Source organism: Mycobacterium bulgaricum, assembly GCF_041287165.2.
In the GTDB taxonomy this organism is placed as follows: domain Bacteria; phylum Actinomycetota; class Actinomycetes; order Mycobacteriales; family Mycobacteriaceae; genus Mycobacterium; species Mycobacterium bulgaricum.
Genome location: NZ_JBGGKV020000012.1, coordinates 31,973 through 54,448 on the forward strand (window position 1 = coordinate 31,973; position 22,476 = coordinate 54,448).

The 22,476-nt window shown below is 69.0% G+C and carries 19 protein-coding genes; 17 read left to right on the plus strand and 2 right to left on the minus strand.

Going from position 1 to position 22,476, the window contains the following annotated elements; all coding sequences use genetic code 11:
• The first annotated feature begins 1 nt into the window (after position 1).
• The 15 genes from ACAG24_RS24470 to ACAG24_RS24540 all read left to right on the plus strand — a co-directional run bounded on the left by ACAG24_RS24470 (position 2) and on the right by ACAG24_RS24540 (position 18,852).
• Positions 2-778, plus strand: coding sequence for a 3-oxoacyl-ACP reductase (locus tag ACAG24_RS24470; protein ID WP_370475744.1), 777 nt, complete (start codon positions 2-4; stop codon positions 776-778).
• A 6-nt stretch (positions 779-784) separates the two neighbouring features.
• The gene (locus tag ACAG24_RS24475; protein ID WP_370475711.1) at positions 785-1,510 is read left to right on the plus strand and encodes a FadR/GntR family transcriptional regulator; all 726 of its coding nucleotides are present in this window, start codon (positions 785-787) and stop codon (positions 1,508-1,510) included.
• 130 nt (positions 1,511-1,640) lie between these two features.
• Positions 1,641-3,212, plus strand: coding sequence for a PGRS repeat-containing protein (locus ACAG24_RS24480; protein WP_370475712.1), 1,572 nt, complete (start codon positions 1,641-1,643; stop codon positions 3,210-3,212).
• Positions 3,213-3,327: 115 nt separating this feature from the next.
• Positions 3,328-6,219 (plus strand): AfsR/SARP family transcriptional regulator, encoded by a 2,892-nt coding sequence (locus ACAG24_RS24485; protein ID WP_370475713.1) that lies wholly within the window; start codon positions 3,328-3,330, stop codon positions 6,217-6,219.
• A gap of 4 nt (positions 6,220-6,223) precedes the next feature.
• Positions 6,224-9,067, plus strand: a complete 2,844-nt coding sequence (locus ACAG24_RS24490; protein ID WP_370475714.1) for an AfsR/SARP family transcriptional regulator — start codon at positions 6,224-6,226, stop codon at positions 9,065-9,067.
• 100 nt (positions 9,068-9,167) lie between these two features.
• Entirely contained in the window at positions 9,168-10,577 is a 1,410-nt protein-coding gene (locus tag ACAG24_RS24495) for a PGRS repeat-containing protein (protein ID WP_370475715.1), read from the plus strand.
• Positions 10,578-10,673: 96 nt separating this feature from the next.
• Positions 10,674-11,510: a class I SAM-dependent methyltransferase gene (locus ACAG24_RS24500; protein ID WP_370475716.1), complete on the plus strand. Its 837-nt coding sequence runs from the start codon at positions 10,674-10,676 to the stop codon at positions 11,508-11,510.
• A gap of 8 nt (positions 11,511-11,518) precedes the next feature.
• On the plus strand, positions 11,519-11,881 hold the full coding sequence (locus ACAG24_RS24505) for an ArsR/SmtB family transcription factor (RefSeq protein WP_370475745.1): 363 nt from the start codon (positions 11,519-11,521) through the stop codon (positions 11,879-11,881).
• A 51-nt stretch (positions 11,882-11,932) separates the two neighbouring features.
• Positions 11,933-12,739 (plus strand): GntR family transcriptional regulator, encoded by an 807-nt coding sequence (locus ACAG24_RS24510; RefSeq protein ID WP_370475717.1) that lies wholly within the window; start codon positions 11,933-11,935, stop codon positions 12,737-12,739.
• A gap of 68 nt (positions 12,740-12,807) precedes the next feature.
• Positions 12,808-13,737 carry a phosphotransferase gene (locus ACAG24_RS24515; protein ID WP_370475718.1) on the plus strand — a complete coding sequence of 310 codons (930 nt, stop codon included), beginning with the start codon at positions 12,808-12,810 and terminating at the stop codon, positions 13,735-13,737.
• Positions 13,734-16,196 (plus strand): GcvT family protein, encoded by a 2,463-nt coding sequence (locus ACAG24_RS24520; protein WP_370475719.1) that lies wholly within the window; start codon positions 13,734-13,736, stop codon positions 16,194-16,196. Before ACAG24_RS24515 ends, ACAG24_RS24520 begins: the two co-directional genes overlap by 4 nt.
• Before the next feature lie 88 nt (positions 16,197-16,284).
• The gene (locus ACAG24_RS24525) at positions 16,285-16,971 is read left to right on the plus strand and encodes an energy-coupling factor ABC transporter permease (protein WP_370475746.1); all 687 of its coding nucleotides are present in this window, start codon (positions 16,285-16,287) and stop codon (positions 16,969-16,971) included.
• Complete coding sequence (locus ACAG24_RS24530; protein ID WP_370475720.1) at positions 16,968-17,336, plus strand: PDGLE domain-containing protein; 369 nt, start codon at positions 16,968-16,970, stop codon at positions 17,334-17,336. The genes ACAG24_RS24525 and ACAG24_RS24530 overlap by 4 nt, the downstream gene beginning before the upstream one ends.
• A gap of 2 nt (positions 17,337-17,338) precedes the next feature.
• A complete protein-coding gene (gene cbiQ, locus ACAG24_RS24535) occupies positions 17,339-18,118 on the plus strand; it encodes a cobalt ECF transporter T component CbiQ (protein WP_370475747.1) in 780 nt (259 codons plus the stop codon).
• Entirely contained in the window at positions 18,103-18,852 is a 750-nt protein-coding gene (locus ACAG24_RS24540) for an energy-coupling factor ABC transporter ATP-binding protein (RefSeq protein ID WP_370475721.1), read from the plus strand. Before cbiQ ends, ACAG24_RS24540 begins: the two co-directional genes overlap by 16 nt.
• Here the strand turns inward: ACAG24_RS24540 and ACAG24_RS24545 are convergent.
• Positions 18,844-20,352: a sensor histidine kinase gene (locus tag ACAG24_RS24545; protein ID WP_370475748.1), complete on the minus strand. Its 1,509-nt coding sequence runs from the start codon at positions 20,350-20,352 to the stop codon at positions 18,844-18,846. The two genes, ACAG24_RS24540 and ACAG24_RS24545, sit on opposite strands and share 9 nt — an antisense overlap.
• A complete protein-coding gene (locus ACAG24_RS24550) occupies positions 20,352-21,119 on the minus strand; it encodes a response regulator transcription factor (RefSeq protein ID WP_370475722.1) in 768 nt (255 codons plus the stop codon). Before ACAG24_RS24550 ends, ACAG24_RS24545 begins: the two co-directional genes overlap by 1 nt.
• A 220-nt stretch (positions 21,120-21,339) precedes the next feature.
• Here ACAG24_RS24550 and ACAG24_RS24555 point away from each other — a divergent pair, with 220 nt between their 5' ends.
• Positions 21,340-21,738: a DoxX family protein gene (locus ACAG24_RS24555; RefSeq protein WP_370475723.1), complete on the plus strand. Its 399-nt coding sequence runs from the start codon at positions 21,340-21,342 to the stop codon at positions 21,736-21,738.
• A gap of 122 nt (positions 21,739-21,860) precedes the next feature.
• Complete coding sequence (locus ACAG24_RS24560; protein ID WP_370475724.1) at positions 21,861-22,448, plus strand: sigma-70 family RNA polymerase sigma factor; 588 nt, start codon at positions 21,861-21,863, stop codon at positions 22,446-22,448.
• The last annotated feature ends 28 nt before the right edge of the window (positions 22,449-22,476 follow it).

A 22,476-nucleotide genomic window follows, 5' to 3' on the forward strand; every position in this document is an offset into this window, starting at 1 on the left:
TCTGATGGATCTGACCCAGCGACTCGCAGGAAAGGTCGCGGTGATCACCGGCGGCGCCAGCGGCATCGGCCTGGCCACGGCCAAGCGCATGAAAGCCGAGGGCGCGACGATCGTCATCGGCGACATCGATCCCGCCACGGGCAAGACCGTCGCCGACGACCTCAACGGCACGTTCGTTCAGGTCGACGTCGCCGACCAGGTGGCGGTCGATGCGCTGTTCGACACCGCCGCAGAGACCTACGGCTCGGTGGACATCGCCTTCAACAATGCGGGGATCAGCCCGCCGGAGGACGACCTCATCGAGGTCACGGGGATCGACGCGTGGGATCGCGTGCAGGACATCAACCTCAAGTCGGTCTTCTTCTGCTGCAAGGCGGCGCTGCGCCACATGGTTCCCGCGCAGAAGGGCTCGATCGTCAACACCGCCTCGTTCGTCGCGGTGATGGGTTCGGCAACCTCGCAGATCTCCTACACCGCCTCCAAGGGCGGTGTGCTGGCGATGTCGCGCGAACTCGGGGTCCAGTACGCGCGTCAGGGAATTCGCGTCAACGCGCTGTGCCCGGGGCCGGTGAATACGCCGCTGCTGCAGGAGTTGTTCGCCAAGGATCCCGAGCGCGCGGCGCGGCGGCTCGTGCACGTGCCGGTCGGCCGGTTCGCCGAACCGGAGGAGTTGGCGGCGTCGGTGGCCTTTCTGGCCAGCGACGACGCGTCGTTCATCACCGCGTCGACGTTCCTCGTCGACGGCGGCATCAGCGGCCATTACGTGACGCCGCTGTAGGCCCCCGTGACAGCCCAACCGGACGGATCAGCAGATGCCAGCGATGCGCTGCTGCGTCCGGTGCGGCCGCTGAACGCGTTCGAGGACACCGTCGAGCGCCTGCTGCAGACGATCCGGCTCGGCGTGCTGCACCCCGGCGAATCCCTGCCGCCGGAGCGTGAACTCGCCGCACGGCTCGGCGTGAGTCGAGACACCGTGCGGGAGGCCATCAAGTCCCTGTCCGACGCCGGCTACCTGGTGTCGCGCCGGGGCCGCTACGGCGGGACCTTCATCGCGGACGAACTCCCGTCACCGCGCACCGGAGACGTCGAGTTGCGGCGCGCCGACATCGACGACGCGCTACGGCTGCGCGAGATCCTCGAAGTCGGTGCCGCCCGGATGGCGGCGGGGCGCACCCTCGCGGCGACCGAGCGAGAGGCGTTGTGGAGCAGGCTCTCCGACGTGCGCGGCGCCGCTGCCGAGGACTACCGCCGACTGGACTCGCGGCTGCATCTGGCGATCGCCGAGGCATCGGGTGTGCCCTCTCTGGTCCCGTTGGTCGCGCAGAACAGGATGCGGCTCAACGAACTGCTCGACTGCATACCGCTGCTGACCCGCAACATCGCGCACTCCGACGAGCAGCACGAGGGCATCGTGGTGGCGATCCTGGCGGGCGACGCCGACACGGCGGCGCAGATCATGGCGGCGCACGTGTGGGGCTCGGCGGCGCTGCTGCACGGCTTCCTGGACTGACGCCGACCGGTCGGCAGAATGCCTGCTGAGCTGCCATTTCATCGTCGCTGAATAACCGTTTCATCCTCGGGCGCGACCGTTGCCTCCGTTACCGCACCCCGGATCTCGGGCGAGACACATGGAGACAGCAATGACAGATCGCAATTGCCGCGCGTACAGCAGGCACGTCGGACGCGTCGGAAGCCTGGCCGTCGCCCTCGGCGTCGGTGCCGCGCTGGTATCGACGATTCCGCAGCACGGGGGTGTGGCCGACACCGCGAACATCCGCCTCACCCCGGCTGGGCTGATCGCACGTCCGGACACACCCCCCATCCCTGCCGCCGCAGTCGTCGCGGCGGCGCCGGTGCCGGTTCAGGGGGCTGTCCGTCCGGCCGAACAGCACGCCATCACCCTGTTTCCGACGGCAGCCCCCGTCGACAGCGCGCCGATCCGCAGCGCGGCAAGCATCGTCCCCGCCGAGACAGACGGCGACCGCGTCGTCCAACCGGACGTGCTGCGCCCCGACACCCCCGAGCCGGATGCCGCGGTGGTAGCCGCAGCGGCGCGAGGCGGCGACCGCCGTCCGGTGACGGTCGGTGCGGCACTGCCTCCCGCCTTCGCCGGGGAGAACCCCATCGCCGCGTTCATCGGGGTGTTCATCGGCAATGGCGACGAGCCGGGCGAGAACGGCGGCCTGCTCATCGGCAACGGCGCCGACGGCGCTCCGGGGCAGAACGGCGGCCGCGGCGGCCTGTTGTTCGGCAACGGCGGCAACGGCGGCATCGGTCTCGCCGGGCAGGCAGGCGGAAACGGCGGCAACGCAGGCATCTTCGGCAACGGCGGTGCCGGTGGTGCGGGCGGCGCGGTGATCAGTTCGACGCCGGGAACCGGAGGTGCCGGCGGAAAGGGCGGCAACGCCGGGCTATTCGGCAACGGTGGCGCCGGCGGCAACGGCGGCGGTGTGCTCGCCGCAGGCGGCGCGACCGGCGGCACGGGCGGCAGCGGCGGCAACGGGGGGCTCGCCGCGGGCAAGGGCGGCGCAGGTGGCGACGGCGGTGTCGCCGTCACCGACGGCAACGCGACCGGTGGCAGTGGCGGATCCGGCGGCCATGGCGGCCTGACCGGCAGCGGCGGTCAGGGTGGGTCGGGCGGCAAGGCGTCCACAGAAGACGGTGTGGCCAACGGAGGCGCGGGCGGCGACGGCGGGCAGGCCGGAGTGGGCAACGGCGGCAACGGAGGCGGCGGTGGAGACGCCCACACCGACACCGGCACTGCCAACAGTGGCGCGGGCGGTCACGGTGGTGACGCGCACGCTTCGGGCGCGGGCGGTGACGGCGGAGATTCGGGCACCGCCACAGCCGACGGCAACGGCGACGCCAACGGCAACGGTGGCGGCAACGGGGGCGATGGCAGCGGGGTTTTCGGTCCCGGCGGATCCGGTGGCAAGGGCGGCTCCACGACGTCGAAGGAGGGACCCGCCCAGGGCGGCACGGGTGGAGACGGCGGTGACGGCGGATTCGGCTCGGCAGGCGGGGACGGCGGCGACGGCGGTTCCGCGACGTCGACGGACAACAAGTCGACGGGCAAGGGCGGCAACGGCGGTAACGGCGGCGACGCCGGGCCCGGCGGGAGGACACCCGGCACCGGCGGCACCGGCGGCACCGGAAGCGGCAAGAACCCCGGTACGACCAACGGCACAAACGGCAGCAACGGCACAGCCTGACACGCATCGGGGACTCGGCGACCGCGGCCTGGGAAGGCAGTCGCGGTCGCCTTCGTCATCGCGTTCGACGCGTTCACGCCCCGCCGAGTGCGTTCTTGAGGAACGCTGTGAACCGATGTCGGTCGAGTTCCGGTTGTTCGGTGAGGTCGAGGCGTTGGTGAACGGGCAACGCCTCGACGTCGGCCATGCCCGTCAGCGATGCGTGCTCGCATCGATGCTCGTCGACGTGAACCGGCCGGTGTCGGTCGATCAGCTCGTCGACCGGGTGTGGGCCGACCAGCCGCCGAGCCGGGCCCGAAACGCACTGGCCGGGTATCTGTCTCGACTGCGCGCACTGCTGGCCGGTGGCAACGTCGCGATCACGCGGGGACCTGCGGGTTACACGCTGACCGCCGACCGCGACCGCGTGGATCTTCATCTGTTCCGCAGGATGGCCGATGCCGCACGCGCGGCCGCCGAGCCTGGCGAAGCGACCACACGATTTCAGCAGGCGCTGGCGTTGTGGCGCGGGGATCCGTTCTCCGGCATGGAGACACCATGGTTCGCCGACATGCGCAATGCGCTTGTCGCCGAACGCCTCTCGGTGTTCCTGGATCGCAACGACGTCGCGCTGCAGGCGGGACGCCACACCGAGATCATCGCCGAACTCGAATCCGCGCTGCACGCGCACCCGCTCGACGAGCGCCTCGCCGGGCAGACCATGCTGGCCCAGTTCCGAAGCGGCAGGCAGGCGGATGCGCTGGACCTGTACCGCCGGACCCGTGAGCGCCTCATCGACGAACTCGGTGTCGACCCGAGTCCCGTGCTGCGTGACGTCCATCGGCAGATCCTCGACGCCGACGCGACGCCGCCTCCGAGGCCGCCGGTGAAAACCGTTGCGCGTCCCGTCGGGCGGCCGGCGAATCTGCCTCGCAGGCCGACCTCGTTCATCGGCCGCGCCGACCAGCTGGCGGCGGTCACCGCGGCCGTCATGGACGGGCCCTTGATCACCCTGACCGGGGTCGGCGGTGTCGGCAAGACAAGACTCGCGCTCGAGGTCGCCGAACGCGCTCACAGCCACTTCGCCGACGGTGCATCGGTGTGTGAACTGGCGCCGGTGGCCGACGGTGCGACGCTTGGGCAGACGGTCGCGGCGGGGCTGGGGCTGCAGGAAAGACCCGGGCTCGGGGTCGAAGGCACGGTGATCGAACATCTGCGCGAGCACAATCTGCTGTTGCTCGTCGACAACTGCGAACACGTCCTCGACTCGGCGGCCGGGTTCATCGACCGGGTCACCCGGGATTGTCCTCGGGTGACGGTGCTGGCCACCAGTCGGGAACCGCTGGCTGTCGCCGGGGAACGCGTCATACCCGTAGCGCCGCTGCCCGACCACGAAGCAACCGCATTGTTCGCCGACCGTGCCAAGGCGGGCAGACCCGACTTCGACCTGGACGCCGAGCCGGTCGGTGCGGTGGCCGAGATCTGTAGACGCCTCGACGGGGTGCCGCTGGCCATCGAACTGGCCGCCGCCCGCACCCGGATGATGAACAGCCTCGACATCGCCCGGCGACTCGACGGCCTGCGCCTGTTGTCCGGCAACGCCCGAGGGGGACATCCCCGCCATCAGAGCGTCACGGCGACGATCGACTGGTCTTACCGCTTGCTCGCCGAACGCGAGCAGGCCCTGTTCGACCGGTTGTCGGTGTTCGCGGGCAGCTTCGACCTCGAAGCCGCGCACGGGGTGTGCGCCGACGACGGCGACAGCGAGCTCGACACCCTCGAGTTGCTGAGCGGTCTCGTCGACAAATCCATGGTGACGATCCGCGGCGGCCCGGCCGTGACGCGCTACGCGGTGCTGGAGACATTGCGTGCATACGGACGGGATCGACTGCAGGACAGGGGCTTGCGGGAGCACTACGAGACGCGCCACGCACTGTACTTCGTCGACCTGATCGAGCGTGGCGCGACCGGGGTGCGCGGCCCCGACGAGAAAGCCTGGATCGAGCGGTTGGCGCCGACGGCCGGAACGACCGTGACGAGCCCGGACACCGAGAACATCCGGGTGGCCTTCGATCGGGTGCTGGCCGACGGCGACACCGATTCGGTGATGCGGATGGTCGCCTCGGTGTGCGAGTTGATGCAGATGCGGGTCGGGTACACCTCGACCGACTGGGTCGACCGGGCGATCGGTGTCGCCGATCCCGGTCACCGGCTCTTCGCCGAGGTGATCGGCGTTGCGGCGCGGAAGGCATGGGTGCTCGGCGAATTCGCCGAAGCGCGGGCGTTGGCGCTGCGAGCCGCCGGACGCACGCCTGCGCCAGGACACACCTATCTCGGTTATCCGGGCGACGTCCCGGCCGATACGGCGGTGTCGGAAGGGGACCCGGACACAGCGCTGCGTTACTACCAGGCGCAGATCGGCACCGCGAAGGCCGCGGGTGACCTGTCCCGGCTGGTCTGGGTGCTCTACCAGATCACCGTCGCCCACGACGCCCGCGGCGAGCCGAAGGCCGGCCTGCCGGCCGCGCAGGAGGCGATGCGGGCCGCTCGGACGACGCAGAATCCGAGCACACTGGCGATGGCGTGTTGCGCGATGGGGCGCTGCCTGAAGAACACCGACCCCGACCGCGCGCTGGCCTACCTCGACGAGGCGATCGGCCACGCCGGCCCGGTGCAGAACAACTGGTTGACCGGGATCGCGCGAATGGAGGCCGCGGCGACGCGCACGATGCACGCCGACCCTGCCGAGGTCGCGCCCGAGTTCATCGAGGTGCTGGACCATTGGGCCAAAGCGGGGCCGGGCACCGGTTCGCAGCACTGGTTCGCGATCCGTTTCGTGGCGAAACTGTTGGAGCGCCTCGGCGCCGCCGAGGAGGCCGCCGCACTGCACCGCGCATTCGCGGCGGCGGGCCAGGAGTCGGCCCGTGGCGACGGGGTCGTCGACGACAGGGGAGCCCCGACCGCGCTGACAGGCGCGCAGGCCCTGGCCCTCGCGCGGTCGACCCTGCGCCGGTTCTGCGGAAGCTAGTGCCGTGGCGGTGGAGTTCCGACTGCTCGGCGATGTCGAGGCGCGGCTGGCCGGCAGGCGCCTCGAGATCGGCCATGTCCGTCAGCGGTGCGTCCTCGTCGCGCTGTTGGTCGACGTCAACCATGCGGTCGGCACCGATCAGCTGATAAACCGGGTGTGGGCCGGCGAACCCCCACACAACGCGCGCAACGCGCTCGCGGCGTACATGTCGCGGCTGCGCACCCTGTTCGCCGACGCCGACGGGGTGCAGATCCTGCGCCGGCCCGGCGGATACCTGCTGGAGGCGGACGCGCACAGCGTCGACCTGGTCTGTTTCCGGCGCCTGGCCGCCGAAGCCCGCAACGCCGCAGATCCCGCCGATGCCGCGGCGCGCTTCGACGAGGCGTTGGGCTTATGGCGCGCAGAGCCTTTCGCGACGCTCGATACGCCCTGGATCAATGAGGTACGCAATTCCCTTGAGATCGAACGCTTCTCGGTAGTGCTGGATCGCAACGACCGGGCGCTCGAGGCTGGTAGGCATGCGGACCTCGTGGCGGAGTTGACGACCGAGATGCAGGCGCATCCCCTCGACGAGCGTCTTGCCGCGCAGCTCATGCTGGCTCAATACCGGGCGGGCCGGCAGGCGCTCGCGCTCGAGGTCTTCCAGCAGATGCGGGTGCGGCTCGTCGAGGAGCTGGGGGTCGATCCCAGTCCCGTGCTGCGTGACGCGCATGAACAGATCCTCGTGGGTGAACGGGACGCTGTACCGGGGGTTTGTGCGCCCCCGCCACCCCGGAACCGCCAGCCTGCGGCGACTCTGCCGCGCAGGCCCACCGCCTTCATCGGCAGGCACGCCGAACGGCAGCGCCTCGGCGCAGCGCTCGCCGAGGGGCCGCTGCTCACACTGACGGGCGTGGGAGGTGTCGGCAAGACCCGGCTCGCACTTGAGGTCGCGGCCGCCGAGGGCGACCGGTACCCCGACGGAGTGTGGCTGTGTGAGCTCGCGCCCCTCGACGACGGTGCCGCGGTCGGGCACGCGGTCGCGGCGGCGCTGCGACTGCAGCAACGCCACGGTCTCGACATCGAGGCGACGGTCATCGAATACCTCGGCACGCGTGAGCTGCTGCTGATCGTGGACAACTGCGAACACCTGCTCGACTCCGCCGCCGCGCTGATCGACCGGATCATCACGCGGTGCCCGCGGGTGACGGTGCTGGCCACCAGCCGGGAGGCGCTCGGGCTCAACGGCGAGCGTCTCTTCGCGGTGCCGCCGCTGGGCGCCGACGAGTCGACGGCGCTGTTCGCCGACCGTGCCAGAGCAGGCAGGCCGGACTTCGACCTCGCTCGTGAGCCGGTGGGCGCAGTCGCCGAGATCTGCAGACAACTCGACGGTCTGCCGCTGGCGATCGAGTTGGCGGCATCGCGGATACGCGTGATGGGCAGCCTCGACCTGGCGCGGCGGCTCGACGGACTTCGCCTGCTACGGGGTGGAAGTCGCGGCGCGTTGCCGCGCCAGCAGAGCCTCGCGGCGACCATCGACTGGTCCTACCAACTTTTGACGGCCGCCGAACAGTCGTTGTTCATGCGGCTGTCGGTGTTCGCGGGCGGATTCGATCTCGAAGCCGCACACGGGGTCTGCGGTGAAGGGGATGCGACGGAGGACGACACGCTCGACCTGCTCACCGGGCTCGTGGACAAGTCGATGGTGACGGTGCGCGGCGGGGCAGCCACCACCCGGTACGTCGTGCTGGAGACGCTGCGCGCCCACGGGCGGGAACGCCTGTCGGAGCGGGGAAGCGCCGGCGGGGCCGCGGCGAGGCACATGGCCTACTTCACCCGCCTCGCCCAGCTCGCCGCCGCCGGGGTGCACACCGCCGACGAAGCGGCGTGGGTCGAACGGATCCTGCCCGACTACGACAATCTGCGGGCGGCATTCGAGCACGCAATGGCGGTCGGGGAGGTCGATGCGGCGCTGCAATTGGTGACGTCGCTGTCTGAAATAGTGCACCTGAGAATAGGTTTCGAGACGTCGGGGTGGGCCGAGCGTGCACTCGCGGTGACCGATGCCGGCCATCCGCTGTTCGCCGCCGCCGTCGGGTTCGCGGCCCGCGGAGCATGGAATCGCGGCGACCACGCGCGGGCCAGGGCGCTGGCATCGCGGGCCGAGGGGCGTGACCCGGGGCGTGGTAACGGCCGCGTGGCCTATCCGGGCGACGTGCTGGCCGATGTCGCGCTCTACGAGGGGGATCCGGCGTTCGCGCTCGCTCACTATGACACCGAGATGACGCGCGCCCGTGCCGACGACGATCCGATCCGCCTGGTGTGGACGTTGTTCTACGTGGCCATCTGTCAGGCCGCGTTGCGAACTCCGGAGGCGGGACGTGAGGCCGCCGAAGAGGCGGTCGCCGTCGCCGAGGCAACCCACAATCCCACCGCGCGGTCGATGGCGCGGTACGCGCTGGGTCTTGTGCTGAAGAAGTCCGACCCAGACGCCGCGCTCGGACTTTTCGACGAGGCGGCCGCACTCGCCGCAGCGGTGCAGAACTTCTGGTGGCACGGCATCGCGATCATGGAGGCCGCATCGACCCGTGGGGTTCACGGTGAACCCTCGGTCGCCGCCAGAGAGTTCGCCGACGTGCTCGACCACTGGGACCGGGTGGGCGACTGGAGCCAGCAGTGGCTCAACCTGCGATACATCACCCGCTTCCTGCTCCGGATCGGGGCGACCGACGATGCGATGGTTCTCCATCGTGCGCTGCTGGCTGCGGGCCGACAGTCCCCGGTGCGATCCACGAACGGCGCGGACGCGCCTGCCGTCAGCGGTGTGCAGGCCGTCGCCCACGCCCGTGCGGTGCTGCGCCGCTTCTGAGCTGCGGATTTCAGGAACGCGTCAGGTCTTCGACAGCGCGGTGGCCGACGGTTGCAGCATCGACCAACCGGGGTGTCAGCCCCTCGACCAGGAGTCTGCGATGAACCACTATCCATCCATCGGCCGCGTCGGCGTTCTCGCGCTCACCCTCGGCGTCGGCGGCGTCGCCGTGCCCGCGGGCGCGGGTCCGCTCGACGTGACACCACCGGCGATCAGTCGCGTGGCGGTGATGCCCGCCCCCGCGACGCCCATCGTGCCGGCGTTCCAGCCGTCCGACTACTCGAGATTGTCTGCGGCACCGATGGATACGGTCATTTCGCACCAAACATCGCGACCGTCAGAGGTGCGTATCGCCGCACCCGACGCCATGCCGGCCGCTAGCGATGCCACTCCGCTCCTGGAGCTCCTTCGCGACGCGCCGGAACACCGCGATCAGAGCCGTCCGGTATCGCGATCGCTTCGGCTCGACAGCGACAGTGACGAAAGGCCGAGCGGCACAGAACAACTCGCCGGCACGTCGGCCTCGTCCGGTCCCAACCTGGTGGCCGCGCTCGTCGGGGTGTTCATCAGCAACGGCGACGAGCCCGGCGAGAACGGGGGACTGTTGATCGGCAACGGTGCCCCGGGCGCGCCCGGCCAGGACGGGGGCCGCGGCGGTCTGCTGTTCGGCAACGGTGGCCGCGGCGGCGACGGTCTGGCGGGTCAGAACGGCGGCAACGGCGGCGCCGCAGGCCTGTTCGGTGTCGGCGGCGCAGGCGGGAACGGCGGCAACCTCGGCGGCGTCGCGCCGACAGCCGCCGACGGAGGCAACGGCGGCCGCGGCGGTCTGCTGTCCGGCCGCGGCGGCGACGGCGGCATGGGCGGCGTCGCCGACGCCCTATCGGGGACCGCGACCGGTGGTAACGGCGGAAAAGGCGGTGCGGCAGGCGTTCTCGGTAACGCCGGACAAGGCGGCCGCGGCGGCAACTCCTCGACCCAGAAGGGTACGGCGCTGGGAGGCAAGGCAGGCGACGGCGGAACCGCCGTTCTGGGTGCCGGCGGCAGCGGCGGCGAAGGCGGTTTCGCAATCAGCAACGACGGCGCCGGTGTCGGCGGTACAGGCGGCAAGGGCGGCCGTGCCCTCGTGTCGGGCTCCGGCGGCCGGGGCGGAAACGGCGGCACGGTCACCGGGACCAAGGACGTCACCTACGGCGGTGAAGCCGGCGCCGGCGGCAAAGGCGGCGTGTTCGGCGGTGACGGCGGCGACGGGGGCGTCGGCGGCAACGCTTACAGCAATGACGGCTCGGCATACGGCGGACACGGCGGCAGGGGCGGCAACGGTGGTCTCGGCTCCGACGGCGGCGATGGCGGCAAGGGCGGGGTGAGCTCGTCGGTGAAGGGCAACAGTTACGGCGGCAGCGGTGGCGGCGGCGGTGACGCCGGCGCAGGGGGCGAGGGCGGTTCCGGCGGCGCCGGCGGGACCGGAAAGACCACCACGGGCGGCAACGGATCCGACGGATCCGATGGATAGCACACTGACCAGCACATTTCATGCTTGCCGAAGGAGCTCCGAAGCGGCGGCGAGCACTCTGACATCCGACACCCCACCACGAAGGAGAACACCGAAATGACCACTGTCGACCTCGACGCCGATCGCGCGCTGAAGGCCAAGCACCGCGCACTGTGGGCCTCCGGCGACTACGCGGCAGTCGCTGCCGAACTGATTCCGGCGCTGGGCTTCGAACTCGTCAGGGCCTGTGGGATCAAGCCCGGTGACCGCGTCCTCGACGTCGCGGCCGGCTCCGGTAACGCGTCGGTCCCGGCCGCGGTGGCCGGTGCCGTCGTCACAGCGAGCGACCTCACCCCGGAGCTCTTCGGGACAGGGCGCCGCATCGCCGCCGACCACGGCGTGGAATTGGAATGGGTGGAGGCCGACGCCGAGGCCCTGCCCTTCGCCGATGACGGTTTCGACGTCGTGATGTCCTGTGTCGGAGCGATGTTCGCCCCGCACCATCAGGCAACGGCCGACGAACTCGTGCGCGTGGTCCGTCCCGGCGGCACCATCGGCCTCATCAGCTGGACCCCCGAGGGGTTCATCGGCAAACTCTTCGCGACGATGAAGCCGTACGCGCCGCCGCCCCCGCCCGGCGCCAGCCCGCCACCGCTGTGGGGCAGCGAGGGGCACGTCGCTGCGTTGTTCGGTGACCGGGTCTCCGCTCTGCGGATGATCCGCCAGACGGTGCACATGAACCGCTGCGCGACGCCGCTCGAGTTCCGCGAGTACTGGAAGCGCAATTACGGTCCGACCATCGCTGCGTACCGGCACAACGCTGAACAGCCGGATCGGGTGGCGGAGCTCGACGAGGCATTTCTTCGCTTTCTCACCGAGTGGAATCGCTCTGCGGAATCCGGACGCACCGCCTATGACGCGGAGTACCTGTTGGTCACGGCGACGAAGCGTTGACCGCGTGGATGTCGGCCGCGCAGCGTGCGCCGAGGACTACATTCTCTTCTGTGGAGGATCAACAGCTCGTCGATCGGGCGTCGTCGGCGCTGGCCGAGGTGGACACGCCGGGCTGGGCCCAGCGTTTCGACCTGGTGTCGGATCCGCACCGTCTGGAGATTCTGCTGAGCCTGCACCGGGCGCCGGGGATCTGCGTCAGCGACCTCGCCGCGGCACTCGGCCGTTCGGAGAATGCGGTCTCGCAGGCACTTCGGGTCCTGCGCCAGCAGGGTTGGGTGACCAGCACACGCTCGGGCCGGTCGGTGACCTATCGGCTGGAGGACGAGATCGTGCACGACCTTCTGCACTGGATCGGCGCCCGGCACGGCTGAACGAAACAGGTTGCAGCCAAAGCGCACCCGCGTCGGACCTACACTTGCTGCGTGCGCGTGTTGAACCTCGACCAGCCACCGCTGGCACCGCACCCTGAACTGGGCGGGCATTCCGACCAGCCTGTCCACGCGCGGATCGCGCACTGGCTGGAGAATCTCGTCATCTCCGGTGAACTGATGCCGGGTGACAAGCTGCCGCCCGAGGTGGAGATCGCGACGTCGCTGGGTGTTAGCCGGATGACGCTGCGGCAGGCGCTCGGCGCGGTGGAGGCAAAGGGGTTCATCGATCGCCGCCGGGGACGTTTCGGCGGAAGCTTCATCGCCGCTCCGCGATTCGAGCTCGACCACGCCGCGCTTCCGGGTTTCACTGAGCAGATGCGCAGAATCGACGTGGCGCCGGGCGCGCAGGTGCTCAAGGCGGCCACCCGCAGGCCCGACATCGTCGTGAGCAAGGCGCTGGGGTTGCGCAGGATGGACCACGTCCACGAGATCCAGCGTGTCCGTACCGCCAACGGAGAGCCGATCGTCCTCGAAGAGGCCTATCTGCCCGCCGACCCGTTCCCCGGCCTCATACAGAAGGATCTGCACGGCTCCCTCTATGCCGTGATGCGTGACTACGGGTTGGCCCCCTGTACCGCCGACGAGCGCATCGAGGCAGCCCCGGCGACCTTGGAGCAGAGCGAGATCCTCGGGCTGGCTCCGGCGAGTCCGCTGCTGATCATCGTGCGAACGTCCTACGCGGACAACGGCATCGCCATCGAGTTCTCCAGGGACTATCTGCGCTCGGACCGGACCGCGATCCGCATCAAGTCCCGCGCGGAGCCGACTCCGTCGCTGGCCCCGCTCGTCGACCCATAAAGTCTAGACCTTTACCGCTGGCGGGTTTAGAATGGCGGCAATCCACTGCGGCGGTTGAAGGATCGCGAATGGCTGCACAGCTCACCGATGAACACCTCGACCGGGTTTTCGATCAGATCGGGCTGTTGGCGAGACGACCGCGCATTCTGGAGGAGCTCTCCGGCGGCTTGACCAATCGCAACGTCAAGATCACGACCCCCGACGGCGTCTACGTCGCGCGTTGTGTCGACACCGACCGCAACCTGCTCGGCATCGACCGCGGTCGCGAACACTTCAACACCGTGGCCGCCGAGAGGGCCGGCGTCGGCGCGCGAGTGCTCGACTACCGCCCGGACCTCGGGGTCTTGCTGTTGAGCTTCCTGGATGGAAAGACGCTGCAGAACAAGGATTTTCAGCGAGAAGGGGTGATCGCCAAAGCCGCGCGCGCATGCCGGACCCTGCATGCCGGGCCCCGATTTCAGGGCCGCTTCGACATGTTCGAACGCCAGCCCGCCTACCTCGCGACCACCAAGCAGCACGGCTTCCGGATCCCTGCGGATTACCACGACCACGCCGACGCGTTCGCGGCGGCGAAGCGTGTGCTCACCGCGACCGACGACACGACGGTGCCCTGCAACAACGATCTGCTCGCAGGGAATTTCATCGAGGACGGCGATCGGATGTGGCTGATCGACTACGAGTACTCGGGCAACAACGACCCGTGCTTCGAACTGGGCAACATCTGGAGTGAATGCGGGCTATCCCTCGATCAGCTGGACGAGCTGGTCACCGAGTACTACGGTCGCCCACTACCACACAAGACTGCCCGCGCTCACCTCCAAGGCGTCGTCGCCAAGTACGGCTGGACCCTGTGGGGTTGCATCCAATACGGCTCCAGCGCCATCGAATTCGATTTCTGGGAGTGGGCGATGGAGCGCTACGAAGCGGCCGTCGCGGAGTTCCGCAGCCCGAGCTACGCACGCCTGCTCGACGCCGTCGCCGAGGAAAGGACATCATGACCTCACCCAAGCCCCTGCCCGACCGCGCTCGCGTGGTCATCGTCGGCGGCGGTGTCATCGGCACGAGCGTCGCCTACCATTTGACCAAGCTCGGCATCGCCGACGTGGTGCTACTCGAGCAGGGCCAGCTCTCCTGCGGAACCACTTGGCACGCAGCGGGTCTCGTCGGGCAGCTGCGGGCGTCGGAAGGGATGACGCGCCTGGTGCAGTACTCCACAGCACTGTATGCGGAGCTGGAGAACGAGACGGGGCTGTCGGCGGGATACAAGCAGTGCGGCGGGGTGACCGTCGCGCGCACCGAGGACAGGATGGTCCAGTTGCGCCGCACCGCCGCCAACGCGGCCGCGTTCGACCTGCAGTGCGAGCTGCTCACCCCTCAGCAGGCTCTCGAGCACTATCCGGTGATGCGGGTCGACGACCTGGTGGGCGCGATCTGGCTGCCGGCCGACGGTAAGGCCAACCCCACCGACCTGACGTTCGCCCTGGCCAAGGGTGCACGCAACCGCGGGTGCCGGATCGTCGAGAAGACACGTGTGCTCGACATCCTCACCGAAGACGGTCAGGTCAGGGGCGTGCGCACCGATGGGGGCGATGTCGAGGCCGAAATCGTCGTGAACTGTGCGGGGCAGTGGGCCAAGCAGGTCGGCGCGATGGCCGGGGTGAACGTTCCCCTGCATTCCGCCGAGCACTTCTATGTCGTCAGCGAGACCATCGACGGCGTCCACCCGGACCTGCCGATCCTGCGCGACCCCGACGGCTACACCTACTTCAAGGAGGAAGTCGGGGGCCTCGTCATCGGAGGCTTCGAGCCGCAGGCCAAACCGTGGGTGTCGCCCGACGCGATCCCGTATCCGTTCGAATTCCAGCTGCTGGACGAGGATTGGGAGCACTTCGAGATCTTGATGAACAGCGCGCTGCTGCGCATTCCGGCCCTCGAGTCGGCAGGGATCAAGAAGTTCTACAACGGCCCGGAGAGTTTCACGCCCGACAACCAGTTCATCCTCGGTGAGGCGCCCGAATGCCGGAACCTCTTCGTCGGCGCGGGATTCAACTCGGTGGGGATCGCCACCGCGGGTGGCGCCGGGCGGGCACTGGCCGAGTGGATCGTCGACGGCGCCCCCACAACCGATCTCACCGGGGTGGACATCCGCCGGTTCGCGCGGTTCAACGGCAACAACCGCTGGCTGCATGACAGGGTCGCCGAGGTGCTCGGCATCCACTACGAAATTCCCTGGCCGAACCGGGAGATGACGACCGCGCGGCCGTTCCGTCGCTCGCCTGTGCACCACCTGCTCGATGCCGCCGGAGCGCACTTCGGCAGCCGGATGGGTTGGGAGCGCGCGAACTTCTTCGCCCCGCCGGGGTCGGAGCCGGTGATCGACTACACCTGGGGTAAGCCGAACTGGCTGGGGTGGTCGGCCGCGGAGCAGATCAGCACGCGCACCGGCGTCACGGTGTTCGACCAGACGTCGTTCTCCAAGTATCTGCTGGTCGGTCGCGATGCCGGGGCCGCGCTGCAGTGGCTCTGCACGGCCGACGTGGACGTCGAGGTCGGACGGTCGGTCTACACCGGCATGCTCAATGCGCGGGGCACCTACGAATCCGACGTGACGGTCACCCGGATCGCTGCCGACGAGTACCTGATCGTCAGCAGTGCGGCCACCACCGAGCGCGACAAAGACCACATCGTGAAGAACATGCCCGACGGCGCGAACGCCCACCTCGTTGACGTCACGTCCTCGTATGCGGTGTTCGGGGTGATGGGGCCCCGATCGCGAGACCTGTTGTCCAGCCTGACCGACGCCGACCTGTCCAACGACGCCTTCCCGTTCGGCTCCAGCCGCGTCCTCTCTCTCGGCTATGCGACGGTGCGCGCAACCCGCATCACCTACGTCGGTGAACTGGGCTGGGAGCTCTACGTCCCGGCCGAGTTCGCGGTCGGGGTGTACGAGGAGCTGATCGCAGCGGGGCAGCGATTCGGGATCGTCCGCGGCGGCTACTCCGCGATCGAGTCGCTACGGCTTGAGAAGGGCTACCGCGCATTCGGTCGCGAGCTCACACCCAGTGAGAATCCCGTCGAGGCGGGGCTGCTCTTCGCCTGCAAGCTCAAGACCGGCATTCCGTTCCTCGGTCGTGAGTCGGTCGAGAAGGCGCGTGCCGCCGGCGTGCGCAAGAAGCTCGTCGGATTCGCCGTCGAATCCGCCGAGCCGATGCTCTGGGGCGGTGAGCTCATCCTGCGCGACGGTGAGGTCGCCGGTCAGGTGACCTCCGCGGCCTGGGGAGAGTCGACGGGGGCGGGGGTTGGGTTGGCCTATCTGCGCGCGGCGGACGGTTCGGTCATCGATGCGGACTGGGTGCGCACGGGCGCGTACCAGATCAACGTCGGCGGGACCCTGTACCCGATCACGGTGTCGCTGCGGCCGCTCTACGACCCGGCCGGCGAGCGCACCCGCGCCTGAAGAGCCTGGTAATCGACCTCATCTGATCAGCTAGACAGATGAACAGATGCGGGAATAGGCTTCCCGGGTGACCGTCCTCCACCAAGCGATGCACATGAGTGACGGCATCGTCAACGCCCCGGTCTCACTGCTGTTCGGAGTCCTGGCCGTCGTCGCGCTCGGCGTCTGCGCGTGGCGGGCGCGCCAGGAACTGGACGAGCGGACGGTGCCGCTCGCAGGCCTGGTCGCCGCCTTCATCTTCGCCGTCCAGATGGTGAATTTCCCGATCCTGCCCGGCGTGAGCGGTCACCTGCTCGGCGGCGCGCTCGCGGCGATCCTGGTCGGACCGTACACCGGCGCTCTGTGCGTGGCGATCGTCCTGATCGTCCAGTCCCTGCTGTTCGCCGACGGCGGCGTCACGGCCCTGGGAACCAACATCACCAACATGTCGGTGCTCGGCGTCGCCGCGGGATACGGCACCGCCGTGCTGCTGTACCGGCTACTTCGGCGGGGCCGCGACACCGTCGCGGTGCCGGCCGTCGGCGCTCTGGCCTTCGTCTCGGCGGTGATCGGAACTGTGTGCGCTGCCATGGGTTTCGTCGTCGAATACGCGATCGGCGGGGCGGCCCCGACGTCGTTGGGTTCGGTGGCCGCCTACATGTTCGGAACACATGTCCTGATCGGGATCGGTGAGGGCCTCATCACCGCGATGACGGTGATGGCGGTCGTGCGGGCCCGGCCCGACCTCGTCTACCTGCTCCGCAGCCACAGGCAGCTCACCGAGGTGGCGGTATGACCGGTGCGCCGCGGCGGCACCGCTGGTTCTGGATCGGTTTCGCCGTCGTCACACTGCTCATCGCCGGCGGGGTGTCCTATTTTGCCAGCTCAAGCCCCGACGGTCTGGACTCGGCGACGCTGCGCGGCTGCGAGGTCGTCGAGACGGCCGACGGAGAGGCCCTGCGGGGGGACTGCATCGCCCGGCACGCCGACGACCATGCGATGGCCGGCTCACCGCTGGCCGACTATGCCGTCGGAGGCCATGACGGCACAGGGGGCCTGGCGGGAATCGTCGGCGTCGTCGTCACCGTGATCGTCGCAGGCGCCGCATTCTGGTTGATCGCCCGGTCCCGGACGAAAACCACACCGACAGAACGCGATTGACGGTGGGCGGCGGTCACGCACATCCGCTGTACCGAGACGACGATTCGCCGGTGCACCGCCTGCCGGCGGAGGTCAAGATCGTCTGCCTGGTGGTATTCGTGCTCGCCGTCGTCGCGACACCGCGAGAGTTGTTCTGGCCGTTCGGTATCTACGCACTGATCATCATCGCGGTCTGGCTGGTCGCGCGGATCCCGCTGCTGTGGATCCTGCCGCGGATGCTGATCGAAGCTCCGTTCATCGTGCTCGCTGTGCTGCTGCCGTTCGCCGAGGGCGGTGAGCGGATCGACGTTGCGGGCATGCAGCTGTCCGTCGCCGGGTTGTATGCCGCCTGGGGCATCGTCATCAAGGGCACCCTCGGTGTCGCCGCCTCCCTGACCGTGGCGGCCACGACCACGGCGGCCGAGCTGCCGGTGGCGTTGAGCAGACTGCGGGTACCCGCGGTCATCGTGTCGGTGCTGACGCTGATGATCCGCTACATCGACGTCCTCACCGCGGAGGCCCGCAGAATGCGGATGGCGCGGATCTCGCGCGGCGACTCGCCGCGGATGCTGCACCAGGTCGGTGCGACGGCGAAAAGTGTCGGGGCGCTGTTCCTGCGGTCCTACGAACGAGGTGAGCGCGTGTATCTGGCGATGTTGTCCAGGGGTTTCGACGGCCGGGTTCCGGCACTGGCGGTCGGCGCCGGGTCGGTCGCGTCCGCGACACCACGGCAGTGGGCGATGGCGCTGATCCCCGCGGCCACGGCCGTATCGGTGGCCCTGACCTCGTGGGTGACGTTGTGACTCCGGCGATCCGGGTCACGGGGCTGCACTATGCCTACCCCGACGGACACGCGGCCCTGCGCGGCATCGACCTCGACATCGCACCCGGTGAACGCGTCGCGTTGCTCGGCCCCAACGGCGCAGGCAAGACCACCCTGATGCTCCACCTCAACGGCGTCCTCAGCGCCCTGCAGGGCACCGTCGAGATCAACGGAATCACGTTGTCCCGCACCACCCTGCGCGACATCAGGCGTCGTGTCGGGCTGGTGTTCCAGGACCCCGACGATCAGCTGTTCATGCCGACGCTGGCCCAGGACGTGGCCTTCGGCCCCGCCAACTTCGGTCTCCGCGGCGCCCAACTGGAGGACCGGGTCGCGCGCGCCCTCGCGACGGTGTCGATGACCGACCTGGCCGGACGCAGCCCCTCGCACATGTCGGGCGGGCAGCGCCGCCGCGCCGCGCTGGCGACCGTGCTGGCGTGCGACCCCGAGGTGCTCGTTCTCGACGAACCGTCGGCGAACCTCGATCCCGTGGCGCGCAGGGAACTCGCCGAGACACTGTCGGGGCTGGACGCCACCATGCTGCTCGTCACCCATGACCTGCCGTACGCGGCGCAACTGTGCCGGCGCGCGATCGTCATGGACGGCGGGGTCATCGTCGCCGACGGGCCCATCGACGACGTGCTCTCCGACGTGGAGCTGCTCGCCGCGCACCGTCTCGAGCTGCCGTGGGGGTTCACCGTCGGATCACGCTGAGGTCGGCGCTGGCGCCGCGGCAGGCGAGGCGGGCAGGCGCACACTGAAAGTGGTTGCGCCTGAACCGGATCGGGCATCGAGGGTGCCGCCGTGCGATTCGACGATCGATGCGGCTATGGAAAGGCCGAGCCCGAAGCTGCCCGTCTGGCGCGACCGGGACTTGTCGGCGCGCACGAAGCGCTCGAACAGGTGGGGCAGCAGTTCGGCGTCGATACCCGGGCCGTCATCGGTCACCGACATCTCGACATGAGCCGTGCCGTCGCCTGCGGTCGCGGTCGACAGGCGGGTCGTCACCGTCGTGCCCGCGGGCGTGTGCAGCCGCGCGTTGGACAGCAGGTTGGCCAGCGTCTGGTGCAGCTGAGCCCGGTCACCGCGCACCCACACCGAGCCGTCCGGAATGTCGGTCAGCCAGCCGTGCGTCGGCGCCGACACCGCCGCGTCGTTGACGGCGTCAACCACCAGATCGGTGAGGTCGACCGGAGCGGCCTGCAGATCCTGGCCCTCGTCGAGACGCGCCAGCAGGAGCAGGTCGGCGACCAACGAGTTCATTCGCCGCGTCTCGGCCTCAATACGTGCCAGCGAGTACTCCGTCGTCTCGGGCAGCACCGCGCTGTCCTGCCGGGTCAACTCCGCGTACCCGTGGATCGCGGCCAGTGGCGTACGCAGCTCATGGCTGGCATCAGTGATGAACTGCCGCATCCGCCGATCCGAGGCCGCCACATCGCCCAGTGCGCCCTCGACATGGTCGAGCAACCGATTGAGCGTGTCGCCGACCAGTCCCACCTCGGTGCTGGGGTCCGTGTCGCCCGACGGCACCCGTGGTGTGATCGCGTGGTTGTCGCGGTCGAGCGGAAGGCTGGCCACCTCCGCTGCCGTAGCCGCCACCCGACGGAGAGGGCGCAGGGCGAAACGGACGATCGCGACCGTGCTCAGCGCGGTGATCACCAGCGCGATCGCGGTCATGCCCGACACGATCGCGGTCTCGCGCACCATCGCGTCCCACGCCGGCGTCCGGGACACCCCGGTCACCAGGATCTCGTTGCCGTCGCCGGGCCTGCCGACCATCCGGTACCAGCCCAGTTCGGGCAGCTCGATGCTGCGCGGTTGCGGATCGGCCCACGACAGTCCGGCGATGGTGTCGACGGCGGCCTGCGGGGCCCTGCGCGCCTCGCCGTCGCCGAAGAACGCCGAGTCCACCACCTCGCCATTCTGGATCAGCGCCACGACATTGCCAGGAGCCTGCCCGATGAGATGGGTCAGCGGTTTCATCGAACCGGGGGCAGGCAGCTCACCACCGGGGCCGGGGGAGCTCCGGAACTTGTTCACCGAGCTGATGCCGCCGTCGGCGGCGCCCGCGAGTTGGGTGTCGATGATGCCGAGCACGGAGGCCCGCAGGCTCACCACCGACATCGTGCCCACCGTGACGAGTGCGACCATCACGACCGCCGAGACTCCGACGACGAGCTGGCGAAGCAACGACCAGCTCTGCCACGCACGCATCATTGCGCCGGTCGCAGCATGTAGCCGACGCCGCGCACGGTGTGGATCATCGGTTCCCTGCCCGCGTCGATCTTCTTGCGCAGATACGACACGTAGAGATCCACGATGCTGGACCGGCCGCCGAAGTCGTAGTTCCACACCTGTCGCAGAATCTCGTTGCGGTCCATGGCTTTTCGCTGATTGCGCATCAGCAGGCGCAACAGCTCGAATTCGGTCGACGTCAGAGAGACCGGCTCACCTGCCCGGGTCACCTCCCGGCTGGCGGCATCCAGCGCGAGATCCCCGACCGTGAGCGTCTCGTCGTCGGCGGGGGTGAGGTAAGCCGAACGGCGCAACAGTCCGCGTAACCGTGCGACGAGTTCTTCGAGCGAGAACGGCTTGGTCATGTAGTCGTCACCGCCCGCCGTGAGCCCGGTGACGCGATCCGACACCGAATCGCGGGCCGTGAGAAACAGCGTCGGAGTGTAGGTGCCGGTTTCGCGAAGCCGGGCCAGAACACCGAGGCCATCCATGTCCGGCAGCATGATGTCCAAAACCAGCAGGTCGGGGGTGTTCTCCCGGTACTTGGCGACGGCTTCGGCGGCGTCGTGGGCGACCTCGATCTCCCACCCCTCGTACTTGAGCGCCATGCGCACGAGGTTGGTCAGCGCGCGCTCGTCGTCGACGAGCAGCACGCGGATCGGCGACCCGTCGGCGCGGTACATCCGGGGAAGTTTGCCCAGGATCGCGCGACGCGGGCCGTGATCCTCCACCGGCGCAGACGTCATCCGACCATTGTCACGTGCAGCGTCCCACGCCGTCACTACCTCATAGAGATCTCATATGTCGGACAGTCCCGGGCGGCTCTGTCGCAGGGCGGCGGAGATATTGACAGTGGTGAAAGAGGTTGGCGGACATGTGAATCGTCTATGAGAGTCGACCCACATGGGTGTGGCGCCCGGGAAAATGGCCGCGACACCACCATTCGAGGGGAAAGGTCCCACCGTCATGTCCTCAGACACCATGCCCGAGACCCGCCCGAGACTGCAGTCCGACATGGCGCTCGGCGCGTTCCGCATCGTCGTCGCGCTGCTGTTCATGATGCACGGCACGGCCAAGCTGGCGGGATGGCCCCAAGGATCGCCTGCGCCGTTCGGCGCCTGGCCGATGTGGTGGGCCGGCGCCCTGGAGGTCGTGCTCGGTGGCCTGATCGCCATCGGTCTGCTCACTCGGCCGGCGGCTTTCCTGGCCTCCGGCATGATGGCGGTGGCCTACTTCTGGATGCACTTCCCCGACGGATTCTGGCCGCTGGTCAACGGCGGCGAGACCGCAGTGCTGTACTGCTTCGTGTTCCTGCTTCTGGTCGCCACCGGCCCTGGCGCGTTCGCCGTCACGCGCCGACTCTGAAAGTCCCTCTCTCTCACATGGTTTGCAAATGTTTGCGTTTCCTATGCGGATCTGGCGGTCGCGCCGATCGCGATCCTAGATTGGAATCACCGACGACAGAAGCGATGTGGAAGGCACCGAGCATGACCATGACGACGACGGATCCCGATCTGGAACGGTTCGAGCGTGACGCACTGCCGCTGCTCGACACCCTGTACCGCGCCGCGCGCCGCTACACCGGCAACGCCGCCGACGCCGAAGACCTGGTACAGGAGACGATGATGAAGGCGTACGCCGCTTTTCGCCGTTTCGAAGACGGCACGAACATCCGCGCCTGGCTTCTGCGCATCCTGACCAACACGTGGATCAAGTCCTATCGCAGAGCGCAGTGCCGGCCGGCGGAGGTCCTGTCCGAGGACTTCACCGATGCGCAACTCAGCGCGCACGCGGGACACTCGTCGACAGGCCTGCCGTCGGCCGAGCTGGCCGCACTGGAATCGCTCGGCGATGACGAGGTCAGGCGGGCGGTCGAACAACTCACCGAGGAGCAGCGTCTGGTGGTCTACTACGCCGACGTGGAAGAGTTGCGCTACAAGGAGATTGCGCTCATCCTCGGCGTCCCGGTCGGCACGGTGATGTCACGCCTACACCGCGGCAGGCGCACCCTGCGGCACCTGCTACTCGACGTCGCGACCAGCCGCGGCTATTTGCGCGGCGACGCCGCAGCCTGACTCCCGCGGCTTCTGCCTAATGCCGCCG

Excerpts from the sequence above, each read along its gene's own strand:
- ACAG24_RS24480 (WP_370475712.1), top strand. The coding sequence starts at position 1,641 with ATGACAGATCGCAATTGCCGCGCGTACAGCAGGCACGTCGGACGCGTC.
- ACAG24_RS24485 (WP_370475713.1), top strand. The coding sequence starts at position 3,328 with ATGTCGGTCGAGTTCCGGTTGTTCGGTGAGGTCGAGGCGTTGGTGAAC.
- ACAG24_RS24495 (WP_370475715.1), top strand. The coding sequence starts at position 9,168 with ATGAACCACTATCCATCCATCGGCCGCGTCGGCGTTCTCGCGCTCACC.
- ACAG24_RS24500 (WP_370475716.1), top strand. The coding sequence starts at position 10,674 with ATGACCACTGTCGACCTCGACGCCGATCGCGCGCTGAAGGCCAAGCAC.
- ACAG24_RS24505 (WP_370475745.1), top strand. The coding sequence starts at position 11,519 with ATGTCGGCCGCGCAGCGTGCGCCGAGGACTACATTCTCTTCTGTGGAG.
- ACAG24_RS24515 (WP_370475718.1), top strand. The coding sequence starts at position 12,808 with ATGGCTGCACAGCTCACCGATGAACACCTCGACCGGGTTTTCGATCAG.
- ACAG24_RS24520 (WP_370475719.1), top strand. The coding sequence starts at position 13,734 with ATGACCTCACCCAAGCCCCTGCCCGACCGCGCTCGCGTGGTCATCGTC.
- ACAG24_RS24525 (WP_370475746.1), top strand. The coding sequence starts at position 16,285 with ATGCACATGAGTGACGGCATCGTCAACGCCCCGGTCTCACTGCTGTTC.
- ACAG24_RS24530 (WP_370475720.1), top strand. The coding sequence starts at position 16,968 with ATGACCGGTGCGCCGCGGCGGCACCGCTGGTTCTGGATCGGTTTCGCC.
- ACAG24_RS24545 (WP_370475748.1), bottom strand. The coding sequence starts at position 20,352 with ATGCGTGCGTGGCAGAGCTGGTCGTTGCTTCGCCAGCTCGTCGTCGGA.
- ACAG24_RS24550 (WP_370475722.1), bottom strand. The coding sequence starts at position 21,119 with ATGACGTCTGCGCCGGTGGAGGATCACGGCCCGCGTCGCGCGATCCTG.
- ACAG24_RS24555 (WP_370475723.1), top strand. The coding sequence starts at position 21,340 with ATGTCCTCAGACACCATGCCCGAGACCCGCCCGAGACTGCAGTCCGAC.
- ACAG24_RS24560 (WP_370475724.1), top strand. The coding sequence starts at position 21,861 with ATGACCATGACGACGACGGATCCCGATCTGGAACGGTTCGAGCGTGAC.